Source organism: Streptomyces sp. NPDC044033 (assembly GCF_056434425.1).
In genome coordinates this window covers 277,605-304,462 of sequence record NZ_JBWKFF010000004.1, presented here as the reverse complement: position 1 = coordinate 304,462, position 26,858 = coordinate 277,605, and the positions used below count along the sequence as shown (strand labels likewise).

23 protein-coding genes are annotated in these 26,858 nt (G+C 72.5%); 7 read left to right on the top strand and 16 right to left on the bottom strand.

Going from position 1 to position 26,858, the window contains the following annotated elements; translation table 11 throughout:
• Window positions 1-148: 148 nt before the first annotated feature.
• The 9 genes from AC07AB_RS10855 to AC07AB_RS10815 all read right to left on the bottom strand — a co-directional run bounded on the left by AC07AB_RS10855 (window position 149) and on the right by AC07AB_RS10815 (window position 12,665).
• Window positions 149-766: a TetR/AcrR family transcriptional regulator gene (locus AC07AB_RS10855; protein ID WP_478563395.1), complete on the bottom strand. Its 618-nt coding sequence runs from the start codon at window positions 764-766 to the stop codon at window positions 149-151.
• Window positions 754-1,668 (bottom strand): enoyl-CoA hydratase family protein, encoded by a 915-nt coding sequence (locus AC07AB_RS10850; protein ID WP_478563392.1) that lies wholly within the window; start codon window positions 1,666-1,668, stop codon window positions 754-756. Before AC07AB_RS10850 ends, AC07AB_RS10855 begins: the two co-directional genes overlap by 13 nt.
• The gene (locus AC07AB_RS10845; RefSeq protein ID WP_478563389.1) at window positions 1,665-3,266 is read right to left on the bottom strand and encodes a 4-coumarate--CoA ligase family protein; all 1,602 of its coding nucleotides are present in this window, start codon (window positions 3,264-3,266) and stop codon (window positions 1,665-1,667) included. Before AC07AB_RS10845 ends, AC07AB_RS10850 begins: the two co-directional genes overlap by 4 nt.
• Before the next feature lie 230 nt (window positions 3,267-3,496).
• Complete coding sequence (locus tag AC07AB_RS10840) at window positions 3,497-4,648, bottom strand: acyl-CoA dehydrogenase family protein (RefSeq protein WP_478563386.1); 1,152 nt, start codon at window positions 4,646-4,648, stop codon at window positions 3,497-3,499.
• A gap of 90 nt (window positions 4,649-4,738) precedes the next feature.
• On the bottom strand, window positions 4,739-6,964 hold the full coding sequence (locus tag AC07AB_RS10835) for an acetyl/propionyl/methylcrotonyl-CoA carboxylase subunit alpha (RefSeq protein WP_478563383.1): 2,226 nt from the start codon (window positions 6,962-6,964) through the stop codon (window positions 4,739-4,741).
• 7 nt (window positions 6,965-6,971) lie between these two features.
• Window positions 6,972-8,579, bottom strand: coding sequence for an acyl-CoA carboxylase subunit beta (locus tag AC07AB_RS10830; protein WP_478563380.1), 1,608 nt, complete (start codon window positions 8,577-8,579; stop codon window positions 6,972-6,974).
• Window positions 8,576-10,471, bottom strand: coding sequence for an acyclic terpene utilization AtuA family protein (locus tag AC07AB_RS10825; protein WP_478563377.1), 1,896 nt, complete (start codon window positions 10,469-10,471; stop codon window positions 8,576-8,578). Before AC07AB_RS10825 ends, AC07AB_RS10830 begins: the two co-directional genes overlap by 4 nt.
• Window positions 10,468-11,409: a TIGR03084 family metal-binding protein gene (locus AC07AB_RS10820; RefSeq protein WP_478563374.1), complete on the bottom strand. Its 942-nt coding sequence runs from the start codon at window positions 11,407-11,409 to the stop codon at window positions 10,468-10,470. The genes AC07AB_RS10825 and AC07AB_RS10820 overlap by 4 nt, the downstream gene beginning before the upstream one ends.
• A 308-nt stretch (window positions 11,410-11,717) precedes the next feature.
• On the bottom strand, window positions 11,718-12,665 hold the full coding sequence (locus AC07AB_RS10815) for an EamA family transporter (RefSeq protein ID WP_478563371.1): 948 nt from the start codon (window positions 12,663-12,665) through the stop codon (window positions 11,718-11,720).
• 69 nt (window positions 12,666-12,734) lie between these two features.
• Between AC07AB_RS10815 and AC07AB_RS10810 the strand changes: the two genes are divergently transcribed.
• From AC07AB_RS10810 to AC07AB_RS10800, 3 genes are all read left to right on the top strand, one after another.
• Window positions 12,735-13,595: a LysR family transcriptional regulator gene (locus AC07AB_RS10810; RefSeq protein WP_478563368.1), complete on the top strand. Its 861-nt coding sequence runs from the start codon at window positions 12,735-12,737 to the stop codon at window positions 13,593-13,595.
• A gap of 404 nt (window positions 13,596-13,999) precedes the next feature.
• Entirely contained in the window at window positions 14,000-14,908 is a 909-nt protein-coding gene (locus AC07AB_RS10805) for a zinc-binding dehydrogenase (RefSeq protein WP_478563365.1), read from the top strand.
• A 71-nt stretch (window positions 14,909-14,979) separates the two neighbouring features.
• The gene (locus AC07AB_RS10800; protein WP_478563362.1) at window positions 14,980-15,897 is read left to right on the top strand and encodes a cupin domain-containing protein; all 918 of its coding nucleotides are present in this window, start codon (window positions 14,980-14,982) and stop codon (window positions 15,895-15,897) included.
• A 341-nt stretch (window positions 15,898-16,238) separates the two neighbouring features.
• Here AC07AB_RS10800 and AC07AB_RS10795 read toward each other — a convergent pair whose 3' ends face one another.
• The 6 genes from AC07AB_RS10795 to AC07AB_RS10770 all read right to left on the bottom strand — a co-directional run bounded on the left by AC07AB_RS10795 (window position 16,239) and on the right by AC07AB_RS10770 (window position 20,112).
• Window positions 16,239-16,739: a hypothetical protein gene (locus tag AC07AB_RS10795; RefSeq protein ID WP_478563359.1), complete on the bottom strand. Its 501-nt coding sequence runs from the start codon at window positions 16,737-16,739 to the stop codon at window positions 16,239-16,241.
• The gene (locus tag AC07AB_RS10790) at window positions 16,736-16,990 is read right to left on the bottom strand and encodes a hypothetical protein (protein WP_478563356.1); all 255 of its coding nucleotides are present in this window, start codon (window positions 16,988-16,990) and stop codon (window positions 16,736-16,738) included. Before AC07AB_RS10790 ends, AC07AB_RS10795 begins: the two co-directional genes overlap by 4 nt.
• On the bottom strand, window positions 16,987-17,502 hold the full coding sequence (locus AC07AB_RS10785; RefSeq protein WP_478563354.1) for a hypothetical protein: 516 nt from the start codon (window positions 17,500-17,502) through the stop codon (window positions 16,987-16,989). The genes AC07AB_RS10790 and AC07AB_RS10785 overlap by 4 nt, the downstream gene beginning before the upstream one ends.
• The gene (locus AC07AB_RS10780) at window positions 17,499-17,927 is read right to left on the bottom strand and encodes a hypothetical protein (protein WP_478563351.1); all 429 of its coding nucleotides are present in this window, start codon (window positions 17,925-17,927) and stop codon (window positions 17,499-17,501) included. Before AC07AB_RS10780 ends, AC07AB_RS10785 begins: the two co-directional genes overlap by 4 nt.
• A gap of 148 nt (window positions 17,928-18,075) precedes the next feature.
• Window positions 18,076-19,335 (bottom strand): helix-turn-helix domain-containing protein, encoded by a 1,260-nt coding sequence (locus tag AC07AB_RS10775; RefSeq protein WP_478563348.1) that lies wholly within the window; start codon window positions 19,333-19,335, stop codon window positions 18,076-18,078.
• A gap of 129 nt (window positions 19,336-19,464) precedes the next feature.
• The gene (locus AC07AB_RS10770) at window positions 19,465-20,112 is read right to left on the bottom strand and encodes an HAD family hydrolase (RefSeq protein WP_478563345.1); all 648 of its coding nucleotides are present in this window, start codon (window positions 20,110-20,112) and stop codon (window positions 19,465-19,467) included.
• 178 nt (window positions 20,113-20,290) lie between these two features.
• On the opposite strand from AC07AB_RS10770, the gene AC07AB_RS10765 reads away from it, so the two are divergent.
• Window positions 20,291-20,767, top strand: coding sequence for a DNA-processing protein DprA (locus AC07AB_RS10765; RefSeq protein WP_478563342.1), 477 nt, complete (start codon window positions 20,291-20,293; stop codon window positions 20,765-20,767).
• A 250-nt stretch (window positions 20,768-21,017) separates the two neighbouring features.
• Here AC07AB_RS10765 and AC07AB_RS10760 read toward each other — a convergent pair whose 3' ends face one another.
• A complete protein-coding gene (locus tag AC07AB_RS10760) occupies window positions 21,018-23,738 on the bottom strand; it encodes an FAD-binding and (Fe-S)-binding domain-containing protein (protein ID WP_478563614.1) in 2,721 nt (906 codons plus the stop codon).
• Window positions 23,739-24,156: 418 nt separating this feature from the next.
• Here AC07AB_RS10760 and serC point away from each other — a divergent pair, with 418 nt between their 5' ends.
• From serC to AC07AB_RS10745, 3 genes are all read left to right on the top strand, one after another.
• Window positions 24,157-25,275, top strand: coding sequence for a phosphoserine transaminase (gene serC, locus AC07AB_RS10755; protein ID WP_478563339.1), 1,119 nt, complete (start codon window positions 24,157-24,159; stop codon window positions 25,273-25,275).
• Between the two features lie 254 nt (window positions 25,276-25,529).
• Complete coding sequence (locus AC07AB_RS10750; protein WP_478563336.1) at window positions 25,530-25,931, top strand: PPOX class F420-dependent oxidoreductase; 402 nt, start codon at window positions 25,530-25,532, stop codon at window positions 25,929-25,931.
• Window positions 25,932-26,104: 173 nt separating this feature from the next.
• Window positions 26,105-26,800: a GDSL-type esterase/lipase family protein gene (locus AC07AB_RS10745; protein ID WP_478563611.1), complete on the top strand. Its 696-nt coding sequence runs from the start codon at window positions 26,105-26,107 to the stop codon at window positions 26,798-26,800.
• Window positions 26,801-26,858: the final 58 nt, after the last annotated feature.

The following is a 26,858-nucleotide window of genomic DNA, read 5'->3' as shown; positions in this document are numbered from 1 at the left end:
AAGCGCTACCGACGCACCCGCAGCGACCGCCTCACCCTGGAGCCGCCGCAGACGGCACCCGACGAGGGCAAATCCTCCCCCCACCGGGCGACGCGTCATTGCACCGGCTTCGCCGTGTACCCGCCTCGGTCTCCGGCGGGCGCGGCCCTCACCTCCGGCTCTTGAGCACGCAGTCCACTATGTGCGCCCACTGCTCCACCACCCGTTCACGCCGCGTGGCGTCGTCCGTCAGGAGGTTGGCCAGGCCCAGGCCGCGGGCCATGTCGAGGAGGCCCTGTACGGTCTCGCGGATGCCCGGGACGCGTTCGTCGGCTCCCAGGAGTTCCACGGCGATGCGGTGGGTCTCGCGGCCTACGCGCGCTTCGAGCGCCACCACGCGCGGGCAGAGTTCCGCTTCGTTGGAGGCGGCCACCCACAGTTGGAGGGCGGCCCGGAAGAGGGGGCCCGTGTAGAGGTCGACCAGGGCGCGGACCACGGCCCGGGTGCGGGTGGGGCTGGGCCGGGGGCCGTGGGGGGCGCGCATCGCGAGGGTGCGCATGGCCTGGGAGCGGACTTCGGCCACGTACTCCACCGCCGCCGTGAACAGGTCCTCGCGGGTGGGGAAATGGTGCTGCGCCGCGCCCCGCGACACGCCCGCCCGCTCGGCCACGACCGACACCGTCGAGCCCGCCCAGCCGTACTCGGCCAGACAGGAGATGGCGGCCTCCAGCAGCCGCTGGCGGGTGACGCGGCTGCGGTCCTGTTTGGGTACGGTCACCATGCCCATGCCGGGTCCCGCCTTTCCAGAAAGGCCGTCATGCCCTCGCGGGCCTCGGGCGATCCGAACAGCCGCGCCGACTCCTCGGCCAGCGCGTCGGTGTCGCGGTCGAAGGCCCGTAGCAACTCCGCCGTGACCAGCCGCTTCGACGCGGCCAGCCCCTGCGGCGAGCCCCGGCGCAGGCCGTCCAGTACGGGCGCCAGGGCCGCGTCGACCGCGTCCTCTGTCCCTGCCCCTGTCTCTGTCCCTGCCCCTGCCCCTGTCTCTGTCCCTGCCGCCACCGTCACCAGACCGATCCGCGCCGCCTCCGCCGCGTCGAACCGCTCGCCCGTCAGGTAGTACCGGGCCGCGGCCCGCGCGTCGAGGCGCGGCAGCAGCGGCATCGAGATCACGGCGGGCGCCAGCCCCAGCCGCGCCTCCGTGAACGCGAAGCTCGCGCCCGGGCCCGCCACCGCGATGTCGCAGGCGCCCAGGAGTCCGAGCCCCCCGGCCCGTACATGGCCGGTGACGCGCGCGACGACCGGTTTGGGCAGTTTCACGACCGTACGGAGCAGCCGGGCCAGGACGTGCGGGCCGGAGGCGGACGGGTCCGTCACGGCCTCGGTCGGGTCCGCCGTGGCCTCGGTCAGGTCCGCGCCCGCGCAGAAGGTGGTGCCGGTGTGGGTCAGGAGTACGGCGCGCGTCGCGTCGTCCTCGGCCGCCGCCGTCAGCCCCTCGTACAACTCCCGCACCAGCCGCCGCGAGAGCGCGTTGCGGTTGTGCGGGGAGTCGAGCGTCAGGGTGGCGATCCCGTCGGCGTACGAGCACCGCACCAGCCGGTCATCTGCCCGCTCATCGGCCCGTTCATCGGCATGCTCATCGGCATGCCCCCGGAAATCGGCCCGGTCCCCGCTTTCGGCCCGCCCCGTCATCGCGCCCCTCCGTCCATCGCCCGTTCCCGCTCCCGTAGTTCGCGCCGCAGCAGCTTGCCGGAGGCGGCGCGCGGCACGCTCTCCACGAACTCCACCCGCCTGATCTTCTTGTACGGGGCGACCCGCCCGGCCACGTACTCCATCACGCCCTCCGCTGTCAGCGGCCCCGCGCCTGTGCCCGGTCGCCGTACCACGTACGCCTTCGGGATCTCCTCGCCGCCCTCGTCCCACACCCCGATCACCGCGGCGTCGGCTATCGCCTCGTGCGCCAGCAGCACGGCTTCGAGATCGGCGGGAGCGACCTGGTAGCCCTTGTACTTGATCAGTTCCTTCACCCGGTCCACGACATACAGCCACCCCTGCGCGTCCACACTCCCGATATCCCCCGTCCGCAGCCAGCCCGCCGAGTCGATCATCGCAGCCGTCTCCTCGGGCCGGCCCAAGTACCCCTTCATGACCTGCGGCCCGCGGAGGACGATCTCCCCTTCCTCCCCCACTCCGAGATCCCGGCCGTCCTCCGTCAGGGAGACGATCCGCAGCCCGGTGCCGGGCACCAACCGGCCCACGGAGCCGGGCGGCGCGTCGTGTGCGGCGGACAGCGGCCAGATGGTGGCGCACGGGGACAGCTCCGTCATCCCGTACCCCTGCATGATCGGCGGCACCCCGAGCCGCCGCGCACATGCCGCCGCGAGCCCGGCGTCCAGCGGCGCCGCCGCGCTGACCATGTACTCCAGCGACGACAGGTCGTAACCGGTGGCCGCCGAGTGCTTGGCCAGCGCGAGGACGATGGGCGGAGCCACGTACACCACGTTGACCTTGTACGTCTCGATGGCCGACAGGAACTGCCGCATGTCGAAACGCGGCAGCACGACGACCGTGGCGCCCCTGCGCAGCGGCGCGTTCATGAGCGCCGTCAAGCCGTACATGTGAAAGAACGGCAGCACTGCCAGGACCACCTGGCCCGGGCGGGACGGGACCAGATCGTCCAGCTGCGCCAGGTTGGTGGCGATGGAGCGGTGCGTGAGCATCACGCCCTTGGGGGTGGCGGTCGTGCCCGAGGAGTACGGGAGGGCCGCCAGGTCCCGCGCGGGGTCGATGGCGACGTCCGGCTCCGGGCCGTCGAAGGCCATCATGTCCCGCACCGATCGGTGCCCCTCCGCCCGGTCGCAGACGATGATCTCCCTTATACAGCCCGTCCGTTCGGCCGCCTCGCGGACCTGGGGGAGCAGCGGCGAGACCGTGACGATCCAGCGTGCGCCGCTGTCCCCCAGCTGCTTCGTCAGCTCGTCGGCGGTGGAGAGCGGATGGACGGTGGTGACCGTCGCTCCCGCACGGGTCGCGGCGTAGAAGACCACCGGGAAGGCGATGGTGTTGGGGCTGATCAGGGCGAGGACATCGCCTTTACGCACCCCGGTGTCGGCCAGCGCCGCGGCCAATCGGCTTACGGCGAAGGTCAGTTCCGCGTAGCTGACGATGCGTCCGTCCAGGCCGTCGATCAGCGCCGGCCGGTCGCCGAACTCGGCGGCGCGGCCCAGCACGGCCTCATGAATGGGCAGGTCGACAGGGGGCACATCGGCGTACTCGCTGCGGAATTCCATGGCGGATCCCCTCGCGTTCGGCTCAGTACAGCTCAGTACGACTCAGTTCGGATCAGTTCGACTCAGCTCCGCACAGCGCGGATCAGCTCCGCACAGCGCGCTCAGCTCCATCCAGCACGGCTCGGTTCCGCACAGCGCGGCCCAGCTCCGCTGTCGCGCAGCGCGGCCCAGCTCCGCGCGGGCAGCGCGGTCCAGCTCCGCGCGGGCAGCGCGGTTCCGCACAATGCCGCTCAGTACGACTTGGGCAGGCCCAAGGACTGATGGGACACATAGTTGAGGATCATCTCGCGGCTGACCGGTGCGATCCGCGCCACCCGCGCCGCCGTGATCATGGAGGCGAGGCCATATTCGCTGGTCAGGCCGTTGCCGCCGAGGGTGTGCACGGCCTGGTCGACGGCCTTGACGGCGGCTTCCCCGGCCGCGTACTTCGCCATGTTGGCCGCCTCGCCCGCCCCCGCGTCGTCGCCCAGGTCGTAGAGCGCCGCGCCCTTCTGCATCATCAGCCGGGCCAGCTCGATGTCGATATGGGCCTGCGCGAGGGGGTGCGCGATGGCCTGGTGCGCGCCGATCGGCTCCTTCCAGACCGTACGCGTACGGGCGTAGTCGACGGCCTTGTCCAGCGCGTACCGCCCCATGCCGAGCGCGAACGCGGCGGTCATGATGCGCTCGGGGTTGAGGCCCGCGAACAGCTGGAGGAGGCCGGCGTCCTCGTCGCCCACGAGCGCGTCGGCGGGCAGCCGCACGTCATCGAGGACCAGCTCGAACTGCTTTTCCGGGGCGGCGAGTTCCATCTCTATCCGGTTGCGCGCGAAGCCGGGCGCGTCGCGCGGGACGATGAACAGGCAGGGTTTGAGTTTGCCCGTACGCGCGTCCTCGGTGCGGCCCACGATCAGCGTCGCCTCCGCGATGTCCACGCCGGAGACGAAGACCTTGCGCCCGGTCAGGAGCCAGTCGTCGCCGTCCCGGCGGGCGGTGGTGGTGATCCGGTGCGAGTTGGACCCGGCGTCGGGCTCGGTGATGCCGAACGCCATCTTGGTGGAGCCGTCCGCGAGCCTCGGCAGCCAGCGCCGTTTCTGCCCCTCGGTGCCGAAGCGGGCGATGACGGTGGCGCAGATGGCGGGCGAGACGATCATCATGAGGAGCGGACAGCCGGCGGCCCCCAACTCCTCCAGGACAATGGAGAGTTCAGCGATACCTCCGCCTCCGCCGCCGTACTCCTCGGGCAGATTCACACCGAGGTAGCCGAGCTTGCCGGCCTCGGCCCACAGCTCGTCGCTGTGCTTGCCGTCCCGTACGACCCCGGCGAAGTACTCCCGGCCGTACCGCTTGCCGAGCGCGGCCGCGGCCGCGCGGAGGTCACGTTGTTCCTCGGTCTCGATCACGAAAAGCTCCCTGTTGAGGATGCGTCAGGTGTCTGCTGATGAGGACGGGTCGGCCGACGAGAGCGAGCCGACTTATGAGGGTGGATCAGCTCATGAGGACGGATCGGCGACGACGGCGAGGAGCGCGCCCAACTCCACCTGGCGGCCGGGCGCGACGTGCAGCGCGGCGAGAACTCCGGCCGTCGGCGATGCCACCTTGTGCTCCATCTTCATCGCCTCCAGCCACAGCAGCGGCTGTCCGGCGGCCACCGGGTCGCCGACGGCGAGTCCGTCGGCGAGGCGGATGACGGTGCCGGGCATGGGGGCGAGGAGGGAGCCGGGTTCGGTACGGGCCGTGGGGTCCGGGAAGCGCGGCAGGGCGGTGAAGGCGTACGAGCCGAGCGGCGAGTCCACGTACACGCGGTCGCCGTAGACGGCGACGGAGAACGCGCGCCGCACGCCGCCGGCTTCGAGCACGGCCGCATCGGGTGCGGCGGAGAGCAACCGCACATCCGGGCACCCCTCCGCGAGAAGTCCGTCCCGCCCGAGCCGGTAGCGCACTTCGTACTCGGCCCCGCCCGGTTCGCTGCGGTAGGTCTTGGACTGCGGGGCAGAGGAAACGTTGCGCCACCCGCCGAACCGGGACCGCCCGCAGGAGTCCGCGAGGGCGGCGGCGAGCGCGGCGAGCCGGGCCGCACCGCCACCCGCCGACTCACCCGGCCCGTCCGAGCCCCCCGGGTCCGCCGAGTCGGCCGAGTCGGCCGTCAGCTCGGCCAAGTGCCGGTCGTAGAACCCGGTGTCCAGCCGCGCCGCGACGAAGTCCGGATGCCGCAGCGACCGCACCAACAACGCACGATTGGTCACAGGCCCGTGGATGAGGGCGCGTTCAAGAGCGGCGGCCAGCATCCGCACGGCTTCCCCCCGGCTGGGCGCCCAGGCGATGACTTTGGCGAGCATGGGGTCGTAGTGGACGCCGATGACGTCCCCGTCGGCGACGCCCGAGTCGACGCGCAGCCCACGGCGGCCGTCGGCCGGGTACGCGCGGGAGGCGCCGGGTTCGGAGGGGTGGGGGTCCGGGACGCTGACGTGTATTTGCGGGCCGGAGTTCCGGGTTCCCTCGGGGTTCCGGGTGGGCGGCCCGTAAATATACGGTCCCGGGCCCCCGCCCCGGAGAGCCCGGCGCCGCCCCCCGGCAGACCCCGCCGCCGCCCCACCGACCCGCGCCGGAAGCCCGTCGCCCCGAAGCCCGTCGCCCCGAAGCCCGTCACCCCGAAATCCGTAGCCGCCCACCGAGAGCCGGTGCAGCACCCCCGTCTGCGGCGTCCACCCCCGAGCCGGGTCTTCCGCGTACAGCCGGGCCTCCACCGCGTGCCCCACCGGAGCCGGCGGCGAGCCACCCGGCAGCGGCGCACCCTCCGCCACCCGCAGCTGCCAGGCCACCAGGTCCAGCCCGTACACGCACTCCGTCACCGGGTGCTCGACCTGGAGGCGGGTGTTCATCTCCAGGAAGTACGCGCGCCCGTCGCCGGAGAGGAGGAACTCCACCGTGCCCGCGCCCTCGTACCCGATCGCCCGCGCCGCGTCGACGGCCGCGCCGTGCAGCGACTCGCGCAGTTCCGGGGGCAGCCCCGGCGCGGGCGCCTCCTCGATGACCTTCTGGTGGCGGCGCTGGAGGGAGCAGTCGCGGGTGCCGAGCGCCCATACGGCGCCGTGCGCGTCGGCCAGCACCTGCACCTCGACGTGGCGGCCACCCTCCACGTACGGCTCGACGAAGACCTCGCCGTCACCGAAAGCGGCAGCGGCTTCCGTACGGGCGGAAGCCAACTCGGCCTCCAGATCGCCGAGTTCGCGCACAACGCGCATCCCCCGCCCGCCCCCGCCCGAAGCGGCCTTCACCAACAACGGCAGGTCCCGAACAGAGGCCGCACCCACCGCGACAGGTTCGAGCAGCGGCACCCCGGCCGCCCGCATGATGGACTTGGCCCGGGTCTTGGAGGCCATGGCCTCCATCGCGGCGGGCGGCGGCCCGACCCACACCAGCCCGGCGTCGGCGACGGCGCGCGCGAAGGCGGCGTTCTCGGAGAGGAAGCCGTAACCGGGGTGCACGGCGTCGGCACCGGCCGCGAGCGCCGCCTTCACGATGAGGTCGCCGCGCAGATACGTCTCGGCGGGGGCGTCGCCCGGCAGCCGCACGGCGGCGTCGGCGGCGCGGACGTGCGGGGCCCCGGTGTCCGCGTCGGAGTGCACGGCGATGGTGGAGATTCCCAGGTCACGGCAGGTGGAGAAGATACGGCAGGCGATTTCGCCACGGTTGGCGACGAGGAGAGCGGTGATCACTGAAGCCTCACATCCGGAAGACGCCGAAGCCGCCGCGCGCGCCCTCGACGGGCGCGGTGTGCAGGGCGGACAGGCACAGGCCGAGCACGGTGCGCGTGTCGCGCGGGTCGATGACGCCGTCGTCGTAGAGCCGGCCGGAGAGGAACATCGGCAGCGACTCCGACTCGATCTGCTGCTCCACCATGGCGCGCAGCCCGGCGTCCGCCTCGTCGTCGTAGGGCTGCCCCTTGGCGGCGGCCGAGGCGCGCGCCACGATCGACAGCACCCCGGCGAGCTGCTGCGGGCCCATGACGGCGGACTTGGCGCTGGGCCAGGCGAAGAGGAAGCGCGGGTCGTAGGCGCGCCCGCACATGCCGTAGTGCCCGGCCCCGTACGAGGCGCCCATCAGGACGCTGAGGTGCGGCACCTTCGAGTTGGACACCGCGTTGATCATCATCGCGCCGTGCTTGATGATGCCGCCCTGCTCGTACTCGCGGCCGACCATGTAGCCGGTGGTGTTGTGCAGGAAGATCAGCGGTATGTCGCGCTGGTTGGCGAGCTGGATGAACTGGGCGGCCTTCTGCGACTCCTGGCTGAAGAGGACGCCTTGGGCGTTGGCGAGGATGCCGACCGGGTAGCCGTGCAGCTCGGCCCAGCCGGTCGCGAGACTGGTCCCGTACAGCGGCTTGAACTCGTCGAAGTCGGAGCCGTCCACGATCCGGGCGATCACCTCGCGCGGATCAAAGGGAACGCGCAGGTCACCGGGGACGATCCCGAGCAACTCCGCCTCGTCGTACTTCGGCGGCTCGGCGGGGCCCGGATCGGCGTGCGCCTTGCGCCAGTTGAGGCGGGCGACGACGCGCCTGGCCTGGCGGATGGCGTCCGGCTCGTCGAGCGCGAAGTAGTCGGCGAGCCCGGAGGTGCGGGCGTGCATGTCGGCGCCGCCCAGCGACTCGTCGTCGCTCTCCTCGCCCGTGGCCATCTTCACCAGCGGCGGCCCGCCGAGGAAGACCTTCGCCCGCCCCTTGACCATGATCACGTGATCGGACATGCCGGGTACGTACGCGCCGCCCGCCGTGGAGTTGCCGAAGACGACGGCGACGGTGGGGATGCCCGCCGCCGACAGCCGGGTGATGTCCTTGAACAGCGCCCCGCCCGGGATGAAGATCTCCTTCTGGCTGGGCAGGTCCGCGCCGCCGGACTCGACGAGGCTCACGACGGGGAGCCGGTTGGCGTAGGCGATCTCGTTGGCGCGCAGCGCCTTCCGCAGCGTCCAGGGGTTGCTGGCCCCGCCGCGTACGGTCGGGTCGTTGGCGGTGATCAGGCACTCGACGCCCTCGATGACGCCGACGCCGGTGACCAGGGCCGCGCCCACCGCGTAGTCGCTGCCCCAGGCGGCGAGCGGGGAGAGTTCCAGGAAGGGCGTGTCGGGGTCGAGGAGCAGTTCGATCCGCTCGCGGGCGAGGAGCTTGCCGCGCTTGCGGTGGCGGGCCACGTACTTCTCGCCGCCCCCGCCGATCGCCTTCGCGTGCTCGGCCTCCACGGCGGCGAGCTTCTCCAGCATGGCCTCGCGGTTCGCGGCGTAGTCGGCCGACTCGGGGCCCGACACGTCGAGCCCGGATGCGAGCACGGTCACAGCAGCACCTCCGGTATGTCCAGGTGGCGGGAGCGCAGCCACTCCCCCACGGCCTTGGCCTGCGGGTCGAAGCGCGCCCGGTGGGCGACGCCCTGGCCGAGCAGTCCGTCGACGACGAAGTTCAGGGCGCGAAGGTTCGGCAGTACGTGGCGGGTGATGGCCAACTCGGCTGCTTCGGGCAGCAGTTCGCGAAGCCGTTCCTCCGTCAGTTCGTGCGCGAGCCACCGCCAGGCCAGGTCGGTACGGACCCACACCCCGACATTCGCGGAGCCGCCCTTGTCCCCGCTGCGCGCGCCCGCCACCAGCCCGAGGGGCGCGCGCCGCCGGGGGCCGCACGGCAGCGGGGGCGGGAGCTGGGCGGTGGGGGGCGGTTCGAAGGCGGGTACGGGTCGTACGCCTTGTACGGGTCGTACGGGCGCGCCTCCCCCGTCCGCCTGCACGTCCGCCCGTACGTCCACCCGCGTGTCCGCCCTCACGTCCACCCGCCGCCCGTCCGGCAGCACGGCCACGTGCGGGACGCCGGCCGCGTCCGTATAGGCGGCTTCGAAGACTCCGTACGGCTCGCCCTTACCCGGCGGGGCCGTCACATGGAACCCGGGGTAGCTCGCCAGGGCCAGTTCGACGGCAGCGCCGCTGACCGCCCGCCCGACGGCCTCCGGGTCCTCGTCGCGCACCACCAGGCGCAGCAGCGCGCTCGCCTCCTCCTGTACGGGCGCGTCGGCGCGGTCCGTACGGGCCAGGGTCCAGCGCACCTCGGCGGGCCGCCGCTCGGCGGCGTCCAGGGCCGCCTCCAACTGGCCTTTCGCCAGGCGGGCCTTGGCGTCGATGTCGAGGCCGGTGAGGACGAAGACGACCTCGTTGCGCCAGCCGCCGAGGCGGGTCAGCCCGACCTTGAGGGTCGCGGGCGGCGCCTCGCCGCGCACCCCGTCGATACGGACCCGGTCGGGGCCCTCCTGGGTGAGCCGGACCGTGTCGAGGCGGGCGGTCACGTCGGGGCCCAGGTAGCGGGGGCCGGCGGTCTCGTACAGCAGCTGTTCGGTGACGGTCCCGATGGTGACGGCGCCGCCGGTGCCGGGGTGCTTGGTGATGACGGCCGAACCGTCGGCGTGCAGTTCGGCGAGGGGGAAGCCGGGGCGGCGCAGCCCGTTCCGGCCGAAGAGCTCCCCGAAGAAGGAGTAGTTGCCGCCGGTCGCCTGGGTGCCGCACTCCAGCACATGACCGGCGACGACGGCGCCCGCGAGGCGGTCGTGGTCGTCCGGGGCCCAGCCGAAGCGGGCGACCGCGGGCCCGGTGACGAGGGCCGCGTCGGTGACGCGGCCGGTGATGACGATGTCCGCACCGGCCCGCAGGCATTCGGCGATGCCCGCGCCACCGAGGTAGGCGTTGGCGGTGAGCACGCCGTTCGGCCAAGCGCGCGCGCCGAGCAAGTCGTCGCCCTCGACGTGCGCGACGCGCACCGGCACGCCGACGCGCTCGGCCAGTCCCCGTACCGCGTCGGCGAGCCCGGCGGGGTTGAGCCCGCCCGCGTTGGCGACGAGCTTGACGCCACGGTCGGCGGCGAGCCCGAGCCCTTCCTCCAGCTGGCGCAGATACGTTTTGGCATAGCCGCGTGCCGGGTCCTTGAGCCGGTCCCGGCCGAGGATCAGCATCGTCAGCTCGGCGAGGTAGTCCCCGGTGAGGACGGACAGCTCGCCGCCGGTGAGCATCTCGCGCAGGGCGTCGAAGCGGTCGCCGTAGAAGCCGGAGGCGTTGCCTATGCGCAGGACGCCGTCGGGGGCGGCGCCGAAGGCCGGGTTCGGGGAGGGGACGGCCGCCCTCTTGACACCCCCCGCGCCTCGCGGACGTGCGGCTTCGGGCCCGTATCCGTCCGGCTTCCCCCGTTGCTCCGTCATCGGCCCGACCCGCCCGATTCTGAGTCTGGGCCGGCGGGTTCACGGCCTGGCCTGTCCGGTCCGGGGGCTGGGCCGGCGGGTTCACGGCCTGGCCCGTCCGGCCCGGGGGCCGAGTCGGCGGGTTCACGGCCCGGGTCGACAGGCTTACGGCCCGCACCACCCGGTTCGCGGCCCGGCCCCGCCGGGCCGGCGAATGCCTGGGCGATCTCCAACCAGCGCGCGGCGTCCGGCCCTTCGGCCACCACCGCCACCTCCGAACGGTGCGCCCGCTGCGTGACCAGCAGGCAGAAGTCCAGGGCGGGCCCGGTCACCCGCTGCGCCGCGTCCGGCGGCCCGTACGACCACACTTCCCCGCCCGGCGCCGTCAGCTCCACCCGGAACTCCTCGGCGGGCGGCGTGAGTCCGCGTACCGCATAGGCGTAGTTCCGGGCCCGCGCGCCGATGCGCGCCACGTGCCGCAGCCGCGCCGTGGGCTCCCGCTCCACGCCCAGCGCGTCCGCGACGTCCTGGCCGTGCGCCCAGGTCTCCATCAGCCGGCCCGTCGCCATCGAGGCGACGCTCATCGGCGGCCCGTACCACGGGAGGCGGACCCCCTCCGGCTGCCCGGCGAGCTCCCGATCCACCCGCTCGCGCCCCGCCCGCCAGCGCGCGAGCAGTTCGGCGGGCGGCAGCGCGGCACCCTCCGCGGCGGCCTCGTCCACGAAGGCGTGGGGGGCGGCCAGCGCTCTGTCGATGAGCGGCTGGAAGGCTTCTGCCCCCTCGGTGGACCGCACGGCGCATCCGTCCGTCCAGGCGAGATGCGCGATCTGGTGGGCGATCGTCCACCCCGCCGCGGGCGTCGGCGCCGCCCACCGCTCCGGGGCGATACGGGCCACCAGGCCGTCCAGCTCCTCGCCCTCCGCCCGCAGATCGCCGAGTACCTCCGCTGGATCGGCCACGCCGCGCTCCCCTCACCGACTTCACCGACTCCGACTGCTACGTCCGTACAGGCGGGGCGTGTTGGGGCACGCCGCGCACTCCGAGCGTGGCAGCGGACGGCAAAACAATCAAGCGTGATTGCATTAATCATGGCGGGCTCACAGAAACGCGGCGGGGCCGCGCGGCCCCGCCGCACAGCCCTCCGAAACCCCGGCGCACAGCCCTCCGAAGCCCCGGCGCACAGCCCTCCGAAACCCCGCTCGCCGCCAGCGAGCGGCACCCGCCGCTCCCCGAGCCGCGCCGACCGCCCCGTCCCGAGCCACGCCCGTCAGTCCCCCAACGGCACCGGCCCGCCGCGCCTCGCCGACGTCGTACGGACCGCCCCCACACTGGCCACCACCACCAACAGGATCGCCACCCCCTCGGCCACCGACAAGGACTGCGACAGCAGCAGAAAACCGGCCGCCGCGCCCGCCGCCGGCTCCAGGCTCATCAGCACCGCGAACCCCGACGCGGGCAGCCTGCGCAGCGCCAGCAACTCCAGCGTGTACGGCAGCACCGAGGACATCAGCGCCACCGCCGCGCCCAGCCCCAGCGTCACCGGGTCCAGCAGCGCCGTCCCCGTGCTCGCCACGCCCAGCGGGATGCTCAGTACCGCGGCCACGCTCATCGCCAGCGCCAGCCCGTCCGCCTTCGGGAAGCGCTGCCCGGTACGCGCGGACAGCAGGATGTACGAGGCCCACAGCACCCCCGCCGCCAGCGCGAACCCCGCGCCCGCCGGGTCCAGCGAACCGAAGCCGCTGCGCCCCAGCAGGAACACCCCGCCCAGTGCCAGCCCCGCCCACACCAGACTCACCAGCCGGCGCGAGGCCGCCACCGACAGCACCAGCGGGCCGAGCACCTCCAGCGTCACCGCGGCGCCCAGCGGAATCCGGTCGATGGCCTGGTAGAAGAGGGTGTTCATGCCCGCCAGCGCCGCCCCGAAGACGCACACCAGCAGCCAGTCGGCCCGCGCGTGGCCGCGCAGCCTCGGCCGGCAGGCCACCAGCAGCACCACCGCGGCCAGCACCAGCCGCAGCGTCACCACGCCGAGCGCGCCCGCGCGCGGGAAGAGCAGCACCGCCACGGCCGCGCCGAACTGCAACGACACGACCCCGCCGATCACCAGCGCCACCGACGTGAGCTGTCCGCCGCCGGGAGCGGCCTTCCCGGACGGGTCGGGCAGGGGCGCCGCCGGGGCGTCAGCGGTACGGGCGTCGACACGTGCACGATTCATGCACCCCACGCTAGGTACCATCCGGCGTTGCGTGAAATGCCTATTTCCCTGCCGTTATGCTCCGTGGACATGACCATCGAGCTGCGCCACCTCCGCTGCTTCCTCGCCATCGCCGAGGCCGGCAACGTCACCCGCGCCGCCACCGGCCTGCACCTCAGCCAGCCCGCCGTCTCGCGCACCCTGCGCCGGCTGGAGACCGAACTGGGCGCGCAGCTCGTGGACCGCTCCACCCACCACCTCGAACTCACCGAGGCGGGCCACGCCTTCCGCGCCAAGGCCGCGGCGGCCGTCGCCGCCTTCGACGACGCGGTCGACGTCGGGCGGCTGCGCCCGTGGCCGCTGCGGCTCGGCCACGCCTGGTCGGCGTTCGGCGCGTACACGACCCCGCTGCTCCTCGCCTGGGGCCGCGCCCACCCCGAGACGCCGCTCGAATTCCTGCGCATCGACGACCGTACGGCCGGGCTGGCACGCGGCGCCGTGGACGTCGCCCTGCTGCGCGGCGAGGTCCGGGCCCCCGGCCTGGTCACGGAGGTGATCCTCACCGAACCCCGGCTCGCCGCCGTCCCCACCGCCGATCCGCTCGCCGCTCGCTCCGAGCTCAGGCTCGCGGATCTGGCGGACCATCCGGTGGCGCTCAACACGGTCGCGGGCAGTACGACGCTGGATCTCTGGCCGCCGGGGCGTCGCCCCACCGCCACGGTGACGGTCGCCAACAATGACGACTGGCTGGCCGCCATTTCCGCTCGGCGGGCGGTGGGGGTGACGACCTCGGCCACGGCCGTGATGCACCAGCATCCGGATGTGGCCTACATTCCGCTGGTCGATGCGCCGGAGTTGCCGCTGTCGTTGGCGTGGCGGAGCGGTCCGGGGCATCCGGCGATCGGGGAGCTGGTGGCGCTCGCGCGCCAGGTTTCGCTGCGGGCCGTTTGAAGACTTCGGGGCTCCGCCCCGGACCCCGGTCCTCAAACGCCGGACGGGCTGGGGTGCGCAAGCCTTGCGCGGCGGGTGCCCTCAATCGCCGGACGGGCTGAAAGGCGCGGGCCCTGCACTGGGTGATCGGCTGTCCCCAAACGCCGGACAGGCCGGGACACCCGAGCACCACCCAGCGGGCGTCCTCAAACACCGGACGGGCTGAACGCCACTCGGACGGGTGCAGAGCTCACCGCACCGTGAGCCGCACTGACACAGATCGTCAACTCATTGATTCTCACGGGACTGGTCGCTGTCCCGGTCCTGCGTAGGGTTTTTCAGAAGACGCCAGTGCGGCATTCGCACACTCGATCCGCTGCCGCGCCGAGTGTTCCGGCGTCATCACGAGAGAAGGAAGCACCCATATGCGCGCCCTTGTGGTCGCTCACGGCGAGGCCGGGCCCGTCCGGTTCGCCGATGTCGATGAGCCCGTGCCGTCCCCCGGCGAGGCGTTGGTGGAGATACGGCACATCGGTCTCAACTTCGGGGAGCTGAATTACCTGCACAGGTGGACGGCCGGCGCTGTGCACGGTCACGACGCGGCCGGCGTCGTGGTGCGCGCCGCGTCCGACGGCTCGGGGCCGCCCGAAGGGACGCGCGTCGCACTGGGAATGACTCCCCACGCGTGGGCGGAGCGGGTGGCGGTCAGCCCCGCCTCGCTCGGCACCGTCCCCGAGGACGTGGACCTGGCCGACGCCGCCGCGCTGGGGATCGCCGGAGTCACCCCACTCCGGGTACTGCGCAAGCGTTCCCTGCTGGCGCGCAACGTCCTGGTCACCGGGGCCAGCGGGGGCGTGGGGCACTTCGCCGTCCAGCTGGCGGCGCTGGCGGGCGCTCGGGTGACGGCACTCGTCGGTTCGCCGGACCGGGCCGCCGGGCTCCGCGAACTCGGCGCCGACGAGGTGCTGACCGACCTGGCAGCGACCGAGGGCCGGTTCGACCTCGTCCTGGACACGGTCGGCGGGCCGCTGGTGGCCCAGGCGTGGAATTCCCTCTCCGAGGGCGGCACCATCCACCTGGTCGGTTACTCCTCGGGGCAGGAAACCACGTTCCCGCCAGGGGCCCTGTTCGGCTTCGGCGAACCCCGCAGCATCGCCACGTACGGCGACATGACGCCGACCAGCGAGGACCTGACGGATCTGCTGGGCCTCATGGCCGCCGGAAAGCTCTCGGCACCGGTCGGACTGCGAGGCGACTGGCAGGACGTGGACGACGCCGTCCAGGCGCTGTTCGCGCGGAAAGTGCACGGAAAGATCGTTCTCGACGTGACCTGAAGCTGCGAACGAGGACACAAGCGCCGTCACCCGCAGGTGGGCGCTTCGCGGCGGTGGACGAGAGTGGACCCATGGATGTGCTGGCGGAGGTCTTGCGTGTTTCGGGTGCGCGTGGGTCGCTCGGAGTCGTGCTGAAGGCCGGAGGAACCTGGGGCCTGCGGCTGGACACTCACCCAGGAGCGGCACTGCACGTGGTGTCCCACGGCACGATGTGGCTCCACGCCACAGGCGAGAAACCTCTTCAGGTGCAGGCCGGAGACGCCGTTCTGGTGTCGCCGGGCACCACACACGGGATAGCCGGCGGCGCCGACGTGACGATGGGGTCCTGCGACCGTGAGGCGGCGGCCCGGGCTTTCGGCGATGGCCGAGCCCTGCGGCTGGGCTCGGCGCCGGTGCAGACAGAAGTGATCGTCCTGCACTATGACCAGGACCCGGAGGTGAGCACCCCGGTACTCACCTCCCTCGCCCGGCCGATGCACGTCACAGCCCGCCAGAACGCGCAGCTCAGAAGGACCGTCGAACTCCTCACGGCGGAACTCGCACAGCCCCAGATCGGCACTACCGCCGCCGTCAACAGCATCGTCGACCTTCTGCTCGTCCAGTTCGTACGCGCCTGGCTGGCCCGCCACCCGGAGGAGCAGTCCGGCTCATGGCTGGGCGCGATGCGTGATCCGGTCGTGCGCGACGCCCTGGCATGTGTCCACGCCCGACCGGAGCACCCCTGGACCACGGAGACCCTGGCCGCCGCGACGAGCGTCTCCCGAGCGACGCTGTCCAGGCATTTCCGATCCGCCCTCGGACAGACGCCGGGCGCGTACGTGACGCAGTGGCGCATCGACCTGGCATCAGTCCGGCTCCGCGACACCGATGAGCCGGTCGAGTCGATATCCGGCGCGGTCGGCTACGCCTCTCCGCACGCTTTCAGCCGTGCCTTCAGACGCGCCCGGGGCACGTCCCCGGGCGAGTACCGTTCTCGACTCCGCCAGTGATCACCGGCAGGCGCTCACCGGCAGCACTTGAGCACGAGTGCGCTCCGGGCGGGCGGGTAAGGGCGACGCGCCTCGTCATCGCTGAGCAGCTCGTTGATCTCGCCCTCGGGTGAGCTGACCGGGCTCCATACCCCGACGATGCCGAACCGCCCCGCGTCCTCCGGGACGGAACCTGGACCGTCTCTCCGCCGCCCGCCGGCCCGTTGGCTGAACGAGTGAACCGGTCAAGCTCGTATAGCACCTGATGGGCGTGGCCTCGCACGATGAACACCGCGAGGAGCAGGTGCGGTGCAGGCCGGTCTTCGGCCCGAAGGGTTACGTGTCACCTGGTTCGCCGCTCGTCAACGGCACCCCCCAGTTCGGTAGACGGCAGGGCGGGACCGTACGGCTTCGTCGACGGCCACGCGCAGGGCTCCCGGCGAGGTGAGCCTCAGCCACGGGCGCGGGTGCGCGTCGGTCTCCTCGGGGAGAACCCACAGCCTGTCGCTGTACGTCCCGGGTACTGACGCCGTGATGGGACAGCCTGAGGGCAGTACCTTCACCCGCTCGACATCGGCGAGCGCCTGTCCACGGCCCGCCTCTACGAGCCACCAGGCCGCGTCCTCCGAGCCGCACAGCAGATACGGGCCGACGTGCTGACTGCGGTAGGCGAGGTAGGTCGTGGCCCGGCTGGAGAGGCCGAGTGGCATTTCGATGGCGTCCCAGCGGACGCCGCTGATGAGCGTGGCGGCCTGCCCCTGTGCCCACAGGGCGAGAACGGCACGGGGCTGGGGCGAGGAAGCGGCCAGCCAGTGCGCCACCGACGGATAGCTCGTCCCTGTTGCGTGTCGGGTGGCGTTCATGGGCGGTCCCGTGGGTGCTGGTAGTGGCGGCCTTTCGCGATACGTACGGCGTCGTCCAGCGCCCGGAACGCGCCCGTGATCGGCATCAGGACCTTGTCCGGCAGAAGGTTCTGGTGCGCGAAGACGGCGGTCCGGGCCTCGTTGAGGGCTCGTAGACACATGGCGAGCTGCAACGTCTCCATGGCCTCGCAGAGCGCGGGGCCGATATCGAGGCAGGGGTACGGCGGGCGGCGGTTGCCGGGGCTGTTCACGACTCGGCTTCCCCCGCGTCGTCGGAGCCAATGTCCGCGCCCACCGCGATCAGAGCGCGCACGGCGGACGAGGGGCTCAGAACGGTGCCCGGTGGGATCACCCAATGCGCCCGTGGCCCGTCGCAGGTGTGAGGTGCGGGCAGACCCATGTAGTGGGCCTCGCGGTCGGTGGTGGTGACGCACTCCGCCGCCGCGTCCCAGCCGGCGGCGGTGCCGGGCGGTACGAGGACGACGTAGGTCCCGCCGACGAGGGCGACGGGCCCGGTGACACCGAGGCAGCGCAGCATCGCCCGTACCCGCCCCCGGTCGCCGCCCCCGGCGACAGCGTGCACCAGGTGCGCGGGGAGCTTGACCGCGTCCCAGGCCGGCCCGACGAGGAAGAGGGCAATGCCCCGGCGCCACCACTCGTCCTCGGCCGCGTGCGCCGCCGCCCGCGTGGGCGTCAAGAACCTGGCCGCGGTGTGGTCCTGCCACAGCGAGGAAATCGGTGGAGGGGCGCAGCGCTCGGTCATGCCGGGGTCCGTTCGGGTCGGTTCCGCTCCACGTGCGGGGCGACGGCGAGGAACGCGGCATGGTGGGCGAGCCATTGCAGCAAGGGGAAGCGATTCGGTGAGGCAGCCTCACCGGTGTGCCCTTGAAGGGCGACGACGCCCTCGGCGCGACGATCCTCGATCGTGCGCTGTACTTCGCCCCATCGCTCGCGCTCGGCGAGCGGAATACCAAGAGGCGATGTGTCGAGAACTGTCCGGCTGACTTGCCAGTCGCGAGCGGCCGCGTAGTCACGGAGGCTGGAGAGGGCGTCAGTGGTCCCGCACGCGGGATCACCGGCACAGACGTAGAGAACGACCGCGGTACGTCCGGCCGCTGCGCTGTGTATGGCGCGCCGACGCCGGGTCTGCGCCGAAGGCCGGTTCGGTTGTGCGGGCATCTCGGTCATGTCGGCAACGATCTCGCTACCGTGGGTGCCCGTACAGAAACAGGACGTACGACTTCCGCAGGTCATGAAGCCGGTAGCCCCACACCACGTACGAGCCGACGCCACCGACCGGCGAAGAGTCGTACGTGGCGTACGAGTCAACGCCCCGCTAGAGCGCGGTCCTGGCTGTCGCCGTCGGGAATCCGGTCATCCCCTGGCCCGTGCCGATCAGCTTGGACACGCGACGCAGACGCGAGGTCGACGCTCGCCCCACCTTGGAGACGATCACCTGCGGAAGCGCCTGGTGCCGGGCCCATTGCGGTGCCGTCCTGAGCGCCGCCTCAAGCGTGTCGAGCGAGGTGTCCCACATCTTCGCGTCCGCCTGAGCCAGGGCCTTGTCGAGTTCGTACCTGTGCTGTGCCGCTTCACTGAGCTGCGTCGTGTCGCCGATCGCGTCGATCAGCGTGAGTGCCTTCCCCGTCTGCCCGAGGCTCACGTTCACGCCGACTGCCTGCGTCGTCGCTGAGACAGGGCCGAACAGCGTGCCGTGCGCCCGGACTTCCCGCCCCATGCGGGCACCCGTCGCGTGCGACTGCGACAGGTAGTCGGCGGCCCGGTCCTTGTCACCCAACCTGCTGGCCACGACAGCGGCGAAGTTCACGTGCGAGCCGTACACGGTGAGCTGCTCCTGGGTCGCCTGCGAGAACCGTGGCTCGATGTCGACGGCAGCGCGCTCGGCGAGGTCGAGCGCCTCGGACAGTCGCGCGTCGCGGAGGTAGACCCACGCACGGCCCGAGGCCACGAGCGCCTGCCGAAGGTCGTCGCCCGCCAACTCGGCAGCGCGCTGCGCATGACCGATCGAGGCGTATGCGAGATCACGCACGCCGAGGAGGTTCGCGACGTACGCGCAGATGCGATACGCATCGGCCACGATGCCCCAGGCCGGAGCCTGCTCGCCGACCGGCTGCTCGCGCAGCCTCGCCGCGGCCGACCGCAACAGGGGCGCGGCGAGCGAGCCGACCTCCGTGTAGTGCCCTTTCCAGTACAGTTCCCAGCCCTGCCGGATGACGGCGGTGAGTTCGTCGAGAGTCGGTGCGTCGACCGTCGAGGGGGCTCCTACCGCCGTGTCGTGCACCGCGTGCGAGAGGGCCCGCATCATCGTTCGGTCTTCCTGCCCCAGAGCGCGGCGTGGCGCCTGCTGTCCGAGGAGCACTGACGTGTCGACGCTGAGTGCGCCGGCAATTTTGAGCAGAGTAGGGAGCGACAGCCGTTTGTCCTGCTCGGCGGCCTGAATAGTGGGGATCGAGAGACCCGTCATTTCGGCGAGGTCGGCTTGCTTGATCTCCGAGCCGCGAAGGATCTTGATTCGTTCGCCGTTGCTGTAGTCGGACCACTGAGGCATACCGGACTCCGTTTCAGGCTTCGACATCTGAAACGGTACGCCCTGAACCTGTTTGCAGACGAAAGGAGTTGAACCCGTTCGCCGGACGGTCGCGGTGGCGTGGGCGGGGAATCACTACGGCGCGGCTCATTGATCGGCCCGCCAGAGTTGCACCGCCTATTCGTGCCGTTCGCTGATGAGCGCGGTGAGATCGGTGAGCGAGGAGATGCGCCAGTCTGCGGCGGCGGCCTCGGGGGCATCTGCCCACAGATGCCCCCATGGGCCGCGCCGGATGTGCGCCGCTCTCAGCCCTGCGGCCTTCGCGGGGATGATGTCGTTGGCGGGGTTGTCACCGACGTAGACGGTTTCGTGCGGCTCGGCCTGGGCGAGGTCGATGACGCGCTCGAAGAAGTCGGGTGAGGGTTTGGCGACGCCCCACTCCGCGGAGGTGGCGATGGCGTCGGCGGGCAGTTCGAGGGCGCGTAGGAGTTCGCCCACGCGGGCGGTCTGGTTTCCGGCGATGACGACCCGTACGCCGAGCGCGCGGAGACCGCTGAGGGCGGGGCGGACGTCGGGGTACAGGTCCGTGTCGTCGAGCATCTCGCCCTGTCCGGCCGCTTCGCGTGCCCGGTACTCGGCATGGATGTCGACGCCTGGGCGGACGAGGCGGATGGCGTCGGCGTTGTCGCGCCCTTGGGCGGTGACGGCTCCGACGAGAGCCGACAGGGTGTGCCGTGGGATGTTCAGCCAGTCCGCCCACGAGCGCCAGTAGCGATCGTCGTTGGTCAGTGTTTCCCCGACGTCGAAGACGATGCTCTCGATCACACGACGGCACGCTACGGGGCGGCTGGGCCGCTGCCGGCCCCTGCCTTCGGACGCGTAGATGCCGCACCGCGCAATCGTCGATGAGCAGGCCGTGCCTCTTGGGGTGTCCCGCAAGCTGGGTGCGTCGCTCGGCGTTCACATGCCGATCTCCGCGCGGCAGCGTGGCGGCCGGGGCGGTATGACAACCTATGACACGGAGTTGATCATGCGGGCAGTCGCGATCACGGGGACGCGGTCCACCGGGCACCGGCCGCTCGACGAGTACGCGGCCCTGTTCGCGAACTACATCGGTCCCTTCGCCGATGGTGCCCGCTTCTTCATCGGCGGCGCGAAGGGCATCGACTCCTTGGCCCTGCTGTGGCTGGCCGGCAATACCACCGCGGCCATCACCGTCGTCGTGCCGGGCACCGTGGCCCAGCAGCCCGCCGAGGCGCGGCAGGCCATCGCCCGCGCCCGCGAGCGCGTCAAGGAGGTCATCGAGCTGGGCGCGCAGGAACTCGGTTCACCCGCCTACCACGCGCGGAACCGGTGGATGGTCGACCACGCACAGATGACGATCGGCTTCCCGCACCACAGCGACGAGTCGTCGGGGACGTGGCAGACCCTCACGTACACCGCCGAAGCAGGGAAGCCACGGCTGATCGTGCCCGTGTAACAGCCTGAGTTTTAGGCCACCGTGAGGGCATGAACCAGTACGGCCACGCCTGGCTACGGCGGGGATGCGCTGCTCAAGGCCCTACGGCACCGACGCGGGCCGTCCCTCGCGGGGACCACCGAGAACCTACGCCGCAGCGCATGGGTCCGCGCGGACCACCCCCGTGCGCGGTCGGCCCCGGCCTTCGACGGTCCGGCCCCTTCGGCCGGCCCACACACCGGACAGAGTGGAAGCACCCGCCCCGCTCCCCCTACCCCCCACCCCCCAACCCCTCCGCCAACACCTCAGCCAAGTGCCGCCCCCGCACGCCCCCCAACTGCCCCAGCTGCGTCCGGCACGAGAAGCCGTCCGCCAGGACCTCCGACCCCTCCGGCGCCCGGCGCACGGACGGCAGCAGCTGCTCCTCCGCGCAAGCAGCCGAGACGTCGAAGTGGCCGCGTTCGAAGCCGAAGTTCCCGGCCAGGCCGCAGCAGCCGCCGCTCAGTTCGCCCGTCAGTCCCGCTCGTTCCCGCAAGCGGCGGTCCGGAGCGTCGCCCAGTACCGCGTGCTGGTGGCAGTGGGTCTGGCCGACCACGGGGCGGTCGAGGCGTGGGGGTGTCCAGTCGGGGGCGTACTCCTCCAGGGCCTCGGCGAAGGTTCGTACGGACGCGGCCAGGCGGGTGGCGCGGGCGTCCTCGGCGCCCAGGAGTTCGGGGAGGTCTGTGCGGAGGGCCGCGGTGCAGCTCGGTTCCAGGCCGATCACCGGGACGCCCGCCGTCAGGGCCGGGGCCAGCGTCCGCAGGGTGCGCCGCATGACGCGGCGCGCGCCGTCGAGCTGGCCGGTCGTCACCCAAGTGAGCCCGCAGCAGACCGGGCGCGGCGGCAGAACGACCCGCAGCCCCGCCGCCTCCAGGACCGCGACGGCCGACCGGCCCACCGACGGCGTCAGGTAGTTGGTGAACGTGTCGGGCCACAGGACGACCGTGCGGCCGCCGGCGGGGGCCGGGGCGCGCCTGCGCCACCAGCGGGTGAAGGGCTCCGCCGCCAGCGTCGGAATCGTACGTTCCGGAGCGATGCCGCCCGCCCGCTTGGCCAAAGCCGCCAGCGGACGGACGCCCGCCGCCGCGGTGGCCATCGGCGACAAGCGCAGCGCGGCCGTCCCCCATAGCCACAGCGGCAGCCGGCCCATCGCGTAGTGCGCGGCCGGGCGCGGCCGCCTCGCGTAGTGGTGGTGCAGGAACTCCGCCTTGTACGTGGCCATGTCCACGCCCACCGGGCAGTCGCTGCGGCACCCCTTGCAGGACAGGCACAGGTCGAGGGCGTCCCGTACCTCCTCCGAGCGCCAGCCATCGGTGACGACCTCGCCCGCGAGCATCTCGTGCAGCAGCCGGGCGCGGCCCCGCGTCGAGTGCCGCTCCTCGCCCGTGGCGCGGAAGGACGGGCACATCACATCCGAACCACTGGAGGAATTGCGGCACTTGGCCACACCAACGCACCGCCGCACCGCCGCCGAGAAGTCCCCGCCGTCCTGCGGGTAGCCGAACTCCACGTCCACCGGCCGCTTCGGCAGCACCTCGAAGCGCAGGTTCTCGTCCAGCCGGGCGGGCCGGGCCAGGACCTGCGGGTTCATGCCGCCGTCCGGGTCCCACAGGTCCTTGAACCGCTCGAAGAGGCCGACCATCTCGGGCCCGTACATCCTGGGCAGCAGCTCGGCCCGCGCCAGCCCGTCGCCGTGCTCGCCGGAGAGCGAGCCGCCGTGCGCGACGACCAGCCCGGCCAGCGCCTCGGAGAACCCCCGGAACCGCCGTACGCCGTCCGCGCTCAACAGGTCGAAGTCGATACGGACATGGATGCAGCCGTCGCCGAAGTGCCCGTACGGCGTGCCGCGCAGCCCGTGCTCGCCGAGCAGCGCGCGGAAGTCCCGCAGGTACGCGCCGAGCCTCGCGGGCGGCACCGCGCAGTCCTCCCAGCCGGGCCACGCCTCGCTCCCGTCGAGCATGCGCGTCGCCGTGCCGCTGGCGTCCTCGCGGATGCGCCACAGGGCGCGCTGCGCGGCGGGGTCGGTGACGACGAGGCGGTCGACGGAGCCGTCGGCGGCCCGTACGAGCGCGTCGGCGTGGGCCCGTGCCGCGCCCGCCGACTCCCCGCCGGCCTCCACGAACAGCCACGCCCCGCCGCCCGGCAGCCCCGCCGCGTCCCGTACGAGGTCGGCGGCCATCCCCTCGACGGTCAGCGGCCCGTACGGCAGCAGCCCGGCGGCGGCCTCCGCCGCCGCGCTCTCGTCGGCGTACCCGAGGACCGCGAGGGCCCGCGCCCGCGGCGCCTCGACCAGCCGTACGGTCGCCTCGGTCAGTACTCCGAGGGTGCCCTCGGAGCCGGTGAAGGCGCGTGCGACGTCGGCGCGCTTCTCCGGAAGCAGCTCGTCGAGGGCGTAGCCGGAGATGCGGCGCGGCAGTTCGGGGAAGCCGGTACGCAGCCGGGCGAGGTCCCCGTCGACCAGGGCCCGCAGCCCGTCGCGGAGCCGTGGCGGGAGCGTGTCGAGCCCCTGGCCGAGCCGCGTCCGCTCGCCGCCGTAGGTGAGGACGTCCAGTTCGTGGACGTTGTCGGCGGTGGTGCCCCAGGCCACCGAGTGGGAGCCGCAGGAGTTGTTGCCGATCATCCCGCCGAGCGTGCAGCGGCTGTGGGTGGAGGGGTCGGGGCCGAATGTCAGCCCGTGCGCGCCCGCCGCCGACCGGAGGTCGTCCAGGACCACACCCGGCTGGACGACGGCGGTGCGCGCCTCGGGGTCCAGCGCGACGATCGCGCGCATGTGCCGGGTGAAGTCGAGGACGACGCCGACGCCGGTGGCCTGTCCGGCGATGGAGGTGCCGCCGCCGCGCGGCACGACGGGCACCCCGCGGGCCCGGCACACGGCCAGCGCCGCGGCCACGTCGTCGGCGTCGCGCGGGGCGACGACGCCGACGGGCACCCGCCGGTAGTTCGAGGCGTCCATGGTCGCCAGCGCGCGGCTCGCCGCGTCGAAGGAGACCTCACCGCGCACGGCGGCGCGCAGCTCCCGTCGCAGAGCGCCAACAGCTCCGACAGCTCCGGCGGTGTCGGCAGCTCCGGCCGCGTCGGCGGCTCCGGCATCCCGGTCACGTCGCGAACCCGCTGCCCCAGCCGAACCCGTCGGCCCCGTCGAGCCTGTCGAGCCCGTTGATCCCGATGCTCCCGTTGATCCCGTCGAACCCCTGGCACCCATAAGACTCAGCCTGCCCAATGATCAGCGCCCTCACCACGGCCACGCCCCATCGGCCATCACACGGCGGGTCATCACGCCACGGCGCCCGGCCCCGCCGCTCACGCACACAACCGTCTCGGGAGGTGGACCGCGGATACGTCGCCGGGCCCGGACGGATTACGCTTCGCCCGTGGCCGAGATCCAGATTCCCGCTGACATCAAGCCCGCCGACGGTCGTTTCGGCGCTGGCCCGTCCAAGGTACGTACGGAGGCGCTCAGCGCCCTTGCTGCCACCGGAACCTCACTGATGGGCACGTCGCACCGCCAGGCCCCGGTCAAGAACCTGGTCGGCAAGGTGCGTGACGGTGTGCGCGACCTCTTCTCCCTGCCCGAGGGGTACGAGGTCGTCCTGGGCAACGGCGGCTCCACCGCCTTCTGGGACATCGCGACCCACGGGCTGATCGAGAACAAGTCGCAGCACCTCACCTTCGGCGAGTTCTCGTCGAAGTTCGCGAAGGCCGCGAAGCTCGCGCCCTGGCTGGCCGAGCCGACCGTGATCGGTTCGGAGCCCGGCACCCACCCGGAGCCGGCCGCCGAGGCGGGCGTGGACGTCTACGCCCTCACGCACAACGAGACCTCGACCGGCGTCGCCGCCCCCATCGAGCGGGTCGCGGGCGCCGACGCGGGCTCACTCGTCCTGGTGGACGCGACGTCCGGCGCGGGCGGCCTGCCCGTGGACATCACCGAGACGGACGTCTACTACTTCGCCCCGCAGAAGTCCTTCGCCGCCGACGGCGGCCTGTGGCTGGCGGCGTTCTCGCCCGCCGCCCTGGAGCGCGCGGCCCGCGTGCACGCGTCCGGCCGGCACGTGCCGGAGTTCTTCTCGCTGCCGACGGCGATCGACAACTCCCTCAAGAACCAGACGTACAACACCCCGGCGCTGGCCACCCTCTTCCTCCTCGCCGACCAGCTGGACTGGCTGAACGGCCAGGGCGGCCTCGACTGGGCCGTGAAGCGGACGGCCGACTCCTCCTCGCGGCTGTACGGCTGGGCGGAGCGGTCCGACCACGCGACGCCGTTCGTCACCGACCCGGCCAAGCGCTCCCAGGTCATCGGCACCATCGACTTCGCCGAGTCCGTCGACGCCGCGGCCGTCGCCAAGGCGCTGCGCGCCAACGGCATCGTGGACACCGAGCCGTACCGCAAGCTGGGCCGCAACCAGCTGCGGGTCGCGATGTTCCCGGCCGTCGACCCGGCGGACGTCGAGGCGCTCACCGCGTGCGTCGACTACGTGATCAGCAAGCTGTAGCCCTGCGGGACGCAGTGCCGATACGGGCCTGCCGATACGGGCCTCCGACAGCGCGCCGGGGGCCCGTTCGCGTGCCACGGGCCCGTTCGCGTGCCACGGGCCGACAGGACCGTACGGGCGAGGGGCCCCTACGCACAGACAGATAGCCGTAAGCACAGACAGGTGGCCGCACGCACAGGCGGATGGCCGTCCGTACGGGCGAGTGGCCTGATGAGCGGGTAGCCGGACGGGCCGCGAGTGCGTAGACATGCACCATGACAACTCCCGTGGGTCCCGGTTTGGCGCCCTTCGCCAAGCAGCGCACGGTCCTGCTCACCACCTACAAGCGCGACGGCACACCCGTCGGCACCCCCGTCAACATCGCCGTGGACGGCGAGCGCGCCTACGTCCGTACGTTCGGTACGGCGTGGAAGGCCAAGCGGATGCGCAACAATCCCGAGGTCACCGTCGCCCCGTCCACATTCCGCGGCGCGCCGACCGGCCCGGCCGTCACGGCGCGGGCGCGCCTCCTCGACCACGGCGGCGAGGAGAACGAGCACGCCGCCAAGGCCATCGCCCGCAAGTACCGGTTCCTGCACGGCGTGTTCGTCCCACTGATGCACAAGGTCAAGCGGGAGCGGTCGATCCACTACGAGCTGCGGCTGCCCAACGAGTGAGCCGCCGCCGGCCGGACCGGTGGGTGCGCCGCCGCGAGGTGGGCAAGGTCACGTACCGGCGCGGCGGGCGGGTCCGGGATACTTCTGGGCGCGGGTGACGGCCCGGCCCAGGGGCCTGCGGCGCGCCTCCGCGTGCCTCAAGCCCCGACCAGGAAAACACCACCGTGCGCATCATGTTCGTCGGCGACTCGCAGACCATCGGCGTCGCCGGTGACTTCACCTGGCGGTACCGGATGTGGCAGCACCTGGAGGCCGCGTACGGCGCCCCGTACGAGATCGTCGGGCCGCGCGACGGGCTGTACGACGCGGCGGCCGACGCCGCCGTCTCGCAGGACTACGCCGATCCCGCCTTCCCCCGCTCCGCGCGGGCGCACCTCGCGGGGTGGGGCGAAGGCTGGCTGCACATGGCGCCGGTCGTCGGCGACGCGGTACGGGCCGCGCGGGCCGACACACTGCTGGTGGCGCTCGGCCTGATCGACCTCGGCTTCTATACGGACGCCGAGCGGACGGCGGCCAACGTCCGCCGTTTCCTCGCGGCGGCCCGCGACGCCGCTCCGCGGCTGCGGGCCGTGCTGCTGCCCGTCATCCCCAACACGCGCGCGCTGACCGATCCGCTGTTCGCCGCGGAGTGCGAGCGCTTCAACGAACTGCTGGCGAAGGCCGTCGCCGATCTCTCCTCCCCCGCCTCGCCGCTGCTGCTGGCCTCCCCGCCGCCGGGCTACGACCTCGCCCGCGACACGTACGACGGCACGCACCCGAACCCGAGCGGCGAACACCTCGTCGCGGGGGCCTTCGCCGACGCCCTGCATCAGGCGTGGGGCGTGGGCGGGCCGTACCGCCGCCGAGGCGAAAAGGTGGCACCAGCATGATCGACCGCGGCCGTGCCCGCGCCGAGGATGGGAGCCGTCACCGCAACCCCAGGGGGAG

Excerpts from the sequence above, each read along its gene's own strand:
- AC07AB_RS10855 (WP_478563395.1), bottom strand. The coding sequence starts at position 766 with ATGGGCATGGTGACCGTACCCAAACAGGACCGCAGCCGCGTCACCCGC.
- AC07AB_RS10850 (WP_478563392.1), bottom strand. The coding sequence starts at position 1,668 with ATGACGGGGCGGGCCGAAAGCGGGGACCGGGCCGATTTCCGGGGGCAT.
- AC07AB_RS10845 (WP_478563389.1), bottom strand. The coding sequence starts at position 3,266 with ATGGAATTCCGCAGCGAGTACGCCGATGTGCCCCCTGTCGACCTGCCC.
- AC07AB_RS10825 (WP_478563377.1), bottom strand. The coding sequence starts at position 10,471 with ATGACGGAGCAACGGGGGAAGCCGGACGGATACGGGCCCGAAGCCGCA.
- AC07AB_RS10815 (WP_478563371.1), bottom strand. The coding sequence starts at position 12,665 with ATGAATCGTGCACGTGTCGACGCCCGTACCGCTGACGCCCCGGCGGCG.
- AC07AB_RS10810 (WP_478563368.1), top strand. The coding sequence starts at position 12,735 with ATGACCATCGAGCTGCGCCACCTCCGCTGCTTCCTCGCCATCGCCGAG.
- AC07AB_RS10805 (WP_478563365.1), top strand. The coding sequence starts at position 14,000 with ATGCGCGCCCTTGTGGTCGCTCACGGCGAGGCCGGGCCCGTCCGGTTC.
- AC07AB_RS10800 (WP_478563362.1), top strand. The coding sequence starts at position 14,980 with ATGGATGTGCTGGCGGAGGTCTTGCGTGTTTCGGGTGCGCGTGGGTCG.
- AC07AB_RS10795 (WP_478563359.1), bottom strand. The coding sequence starts at position 16,739 with ATGAACGCCACCCGACACGCAACAGGGACGAGCTATCCGTCGGTGGCG.
- AC07AB_RS10785 (WP_478563354.1), bottom strand. The coding sequence starts at position 17,502 with ATGACCGAGCGCTGCGCCCCTCCACCGATTTCCTCGCTGTGGCAGGAC.
- AC07AB_RS10780 (WP_478563351.1), bottom strand. The coding sequence starts at position 17,927 with ATGACCGAGATGCCCGCACAACCGAACCGGCCTTCGGCGCAGACCCGG.
- AC07AB_RS10775 (WP_478563348.1), bottom strand. The coding sequence starts at position 19,335 with ATGTCGAAGCCTGAAACGGAGTCCGGTATGCCTCAGTGGTCCGACTAC.
- AC07AB_RS10765 (WP_478563342.1), top strand. The coding sequence starts at position 20,291 with ATGACAACCTATGACACGGAGTTGATCATGCGGGCAGTCGCGATCACG.
- AC07AB_RS10760 (WP_478563614.1), bottom strand. The coding sequence starts at position 23,738 with ATGGACGCCTCGAACTACCGGCGGGTGCCCGTCGGCGTCGTCGCCCCG.
- AC07AB_RS10750 (WP_478563336.1), top strand. The coding sequence starts at position 25,530 with ATGACAACTCCCGTGGGTCCCGGTTTGGCGCCCTTCGCCAAGCAGCGC.
- AC07AB_RS10745 (WP_478563611.1), top strand. The coding sequence starts at position 26,105 with ATGTTCGTCGGCGACTCGCAGACCATCGGCGTCGCCGGTGACTTCACC.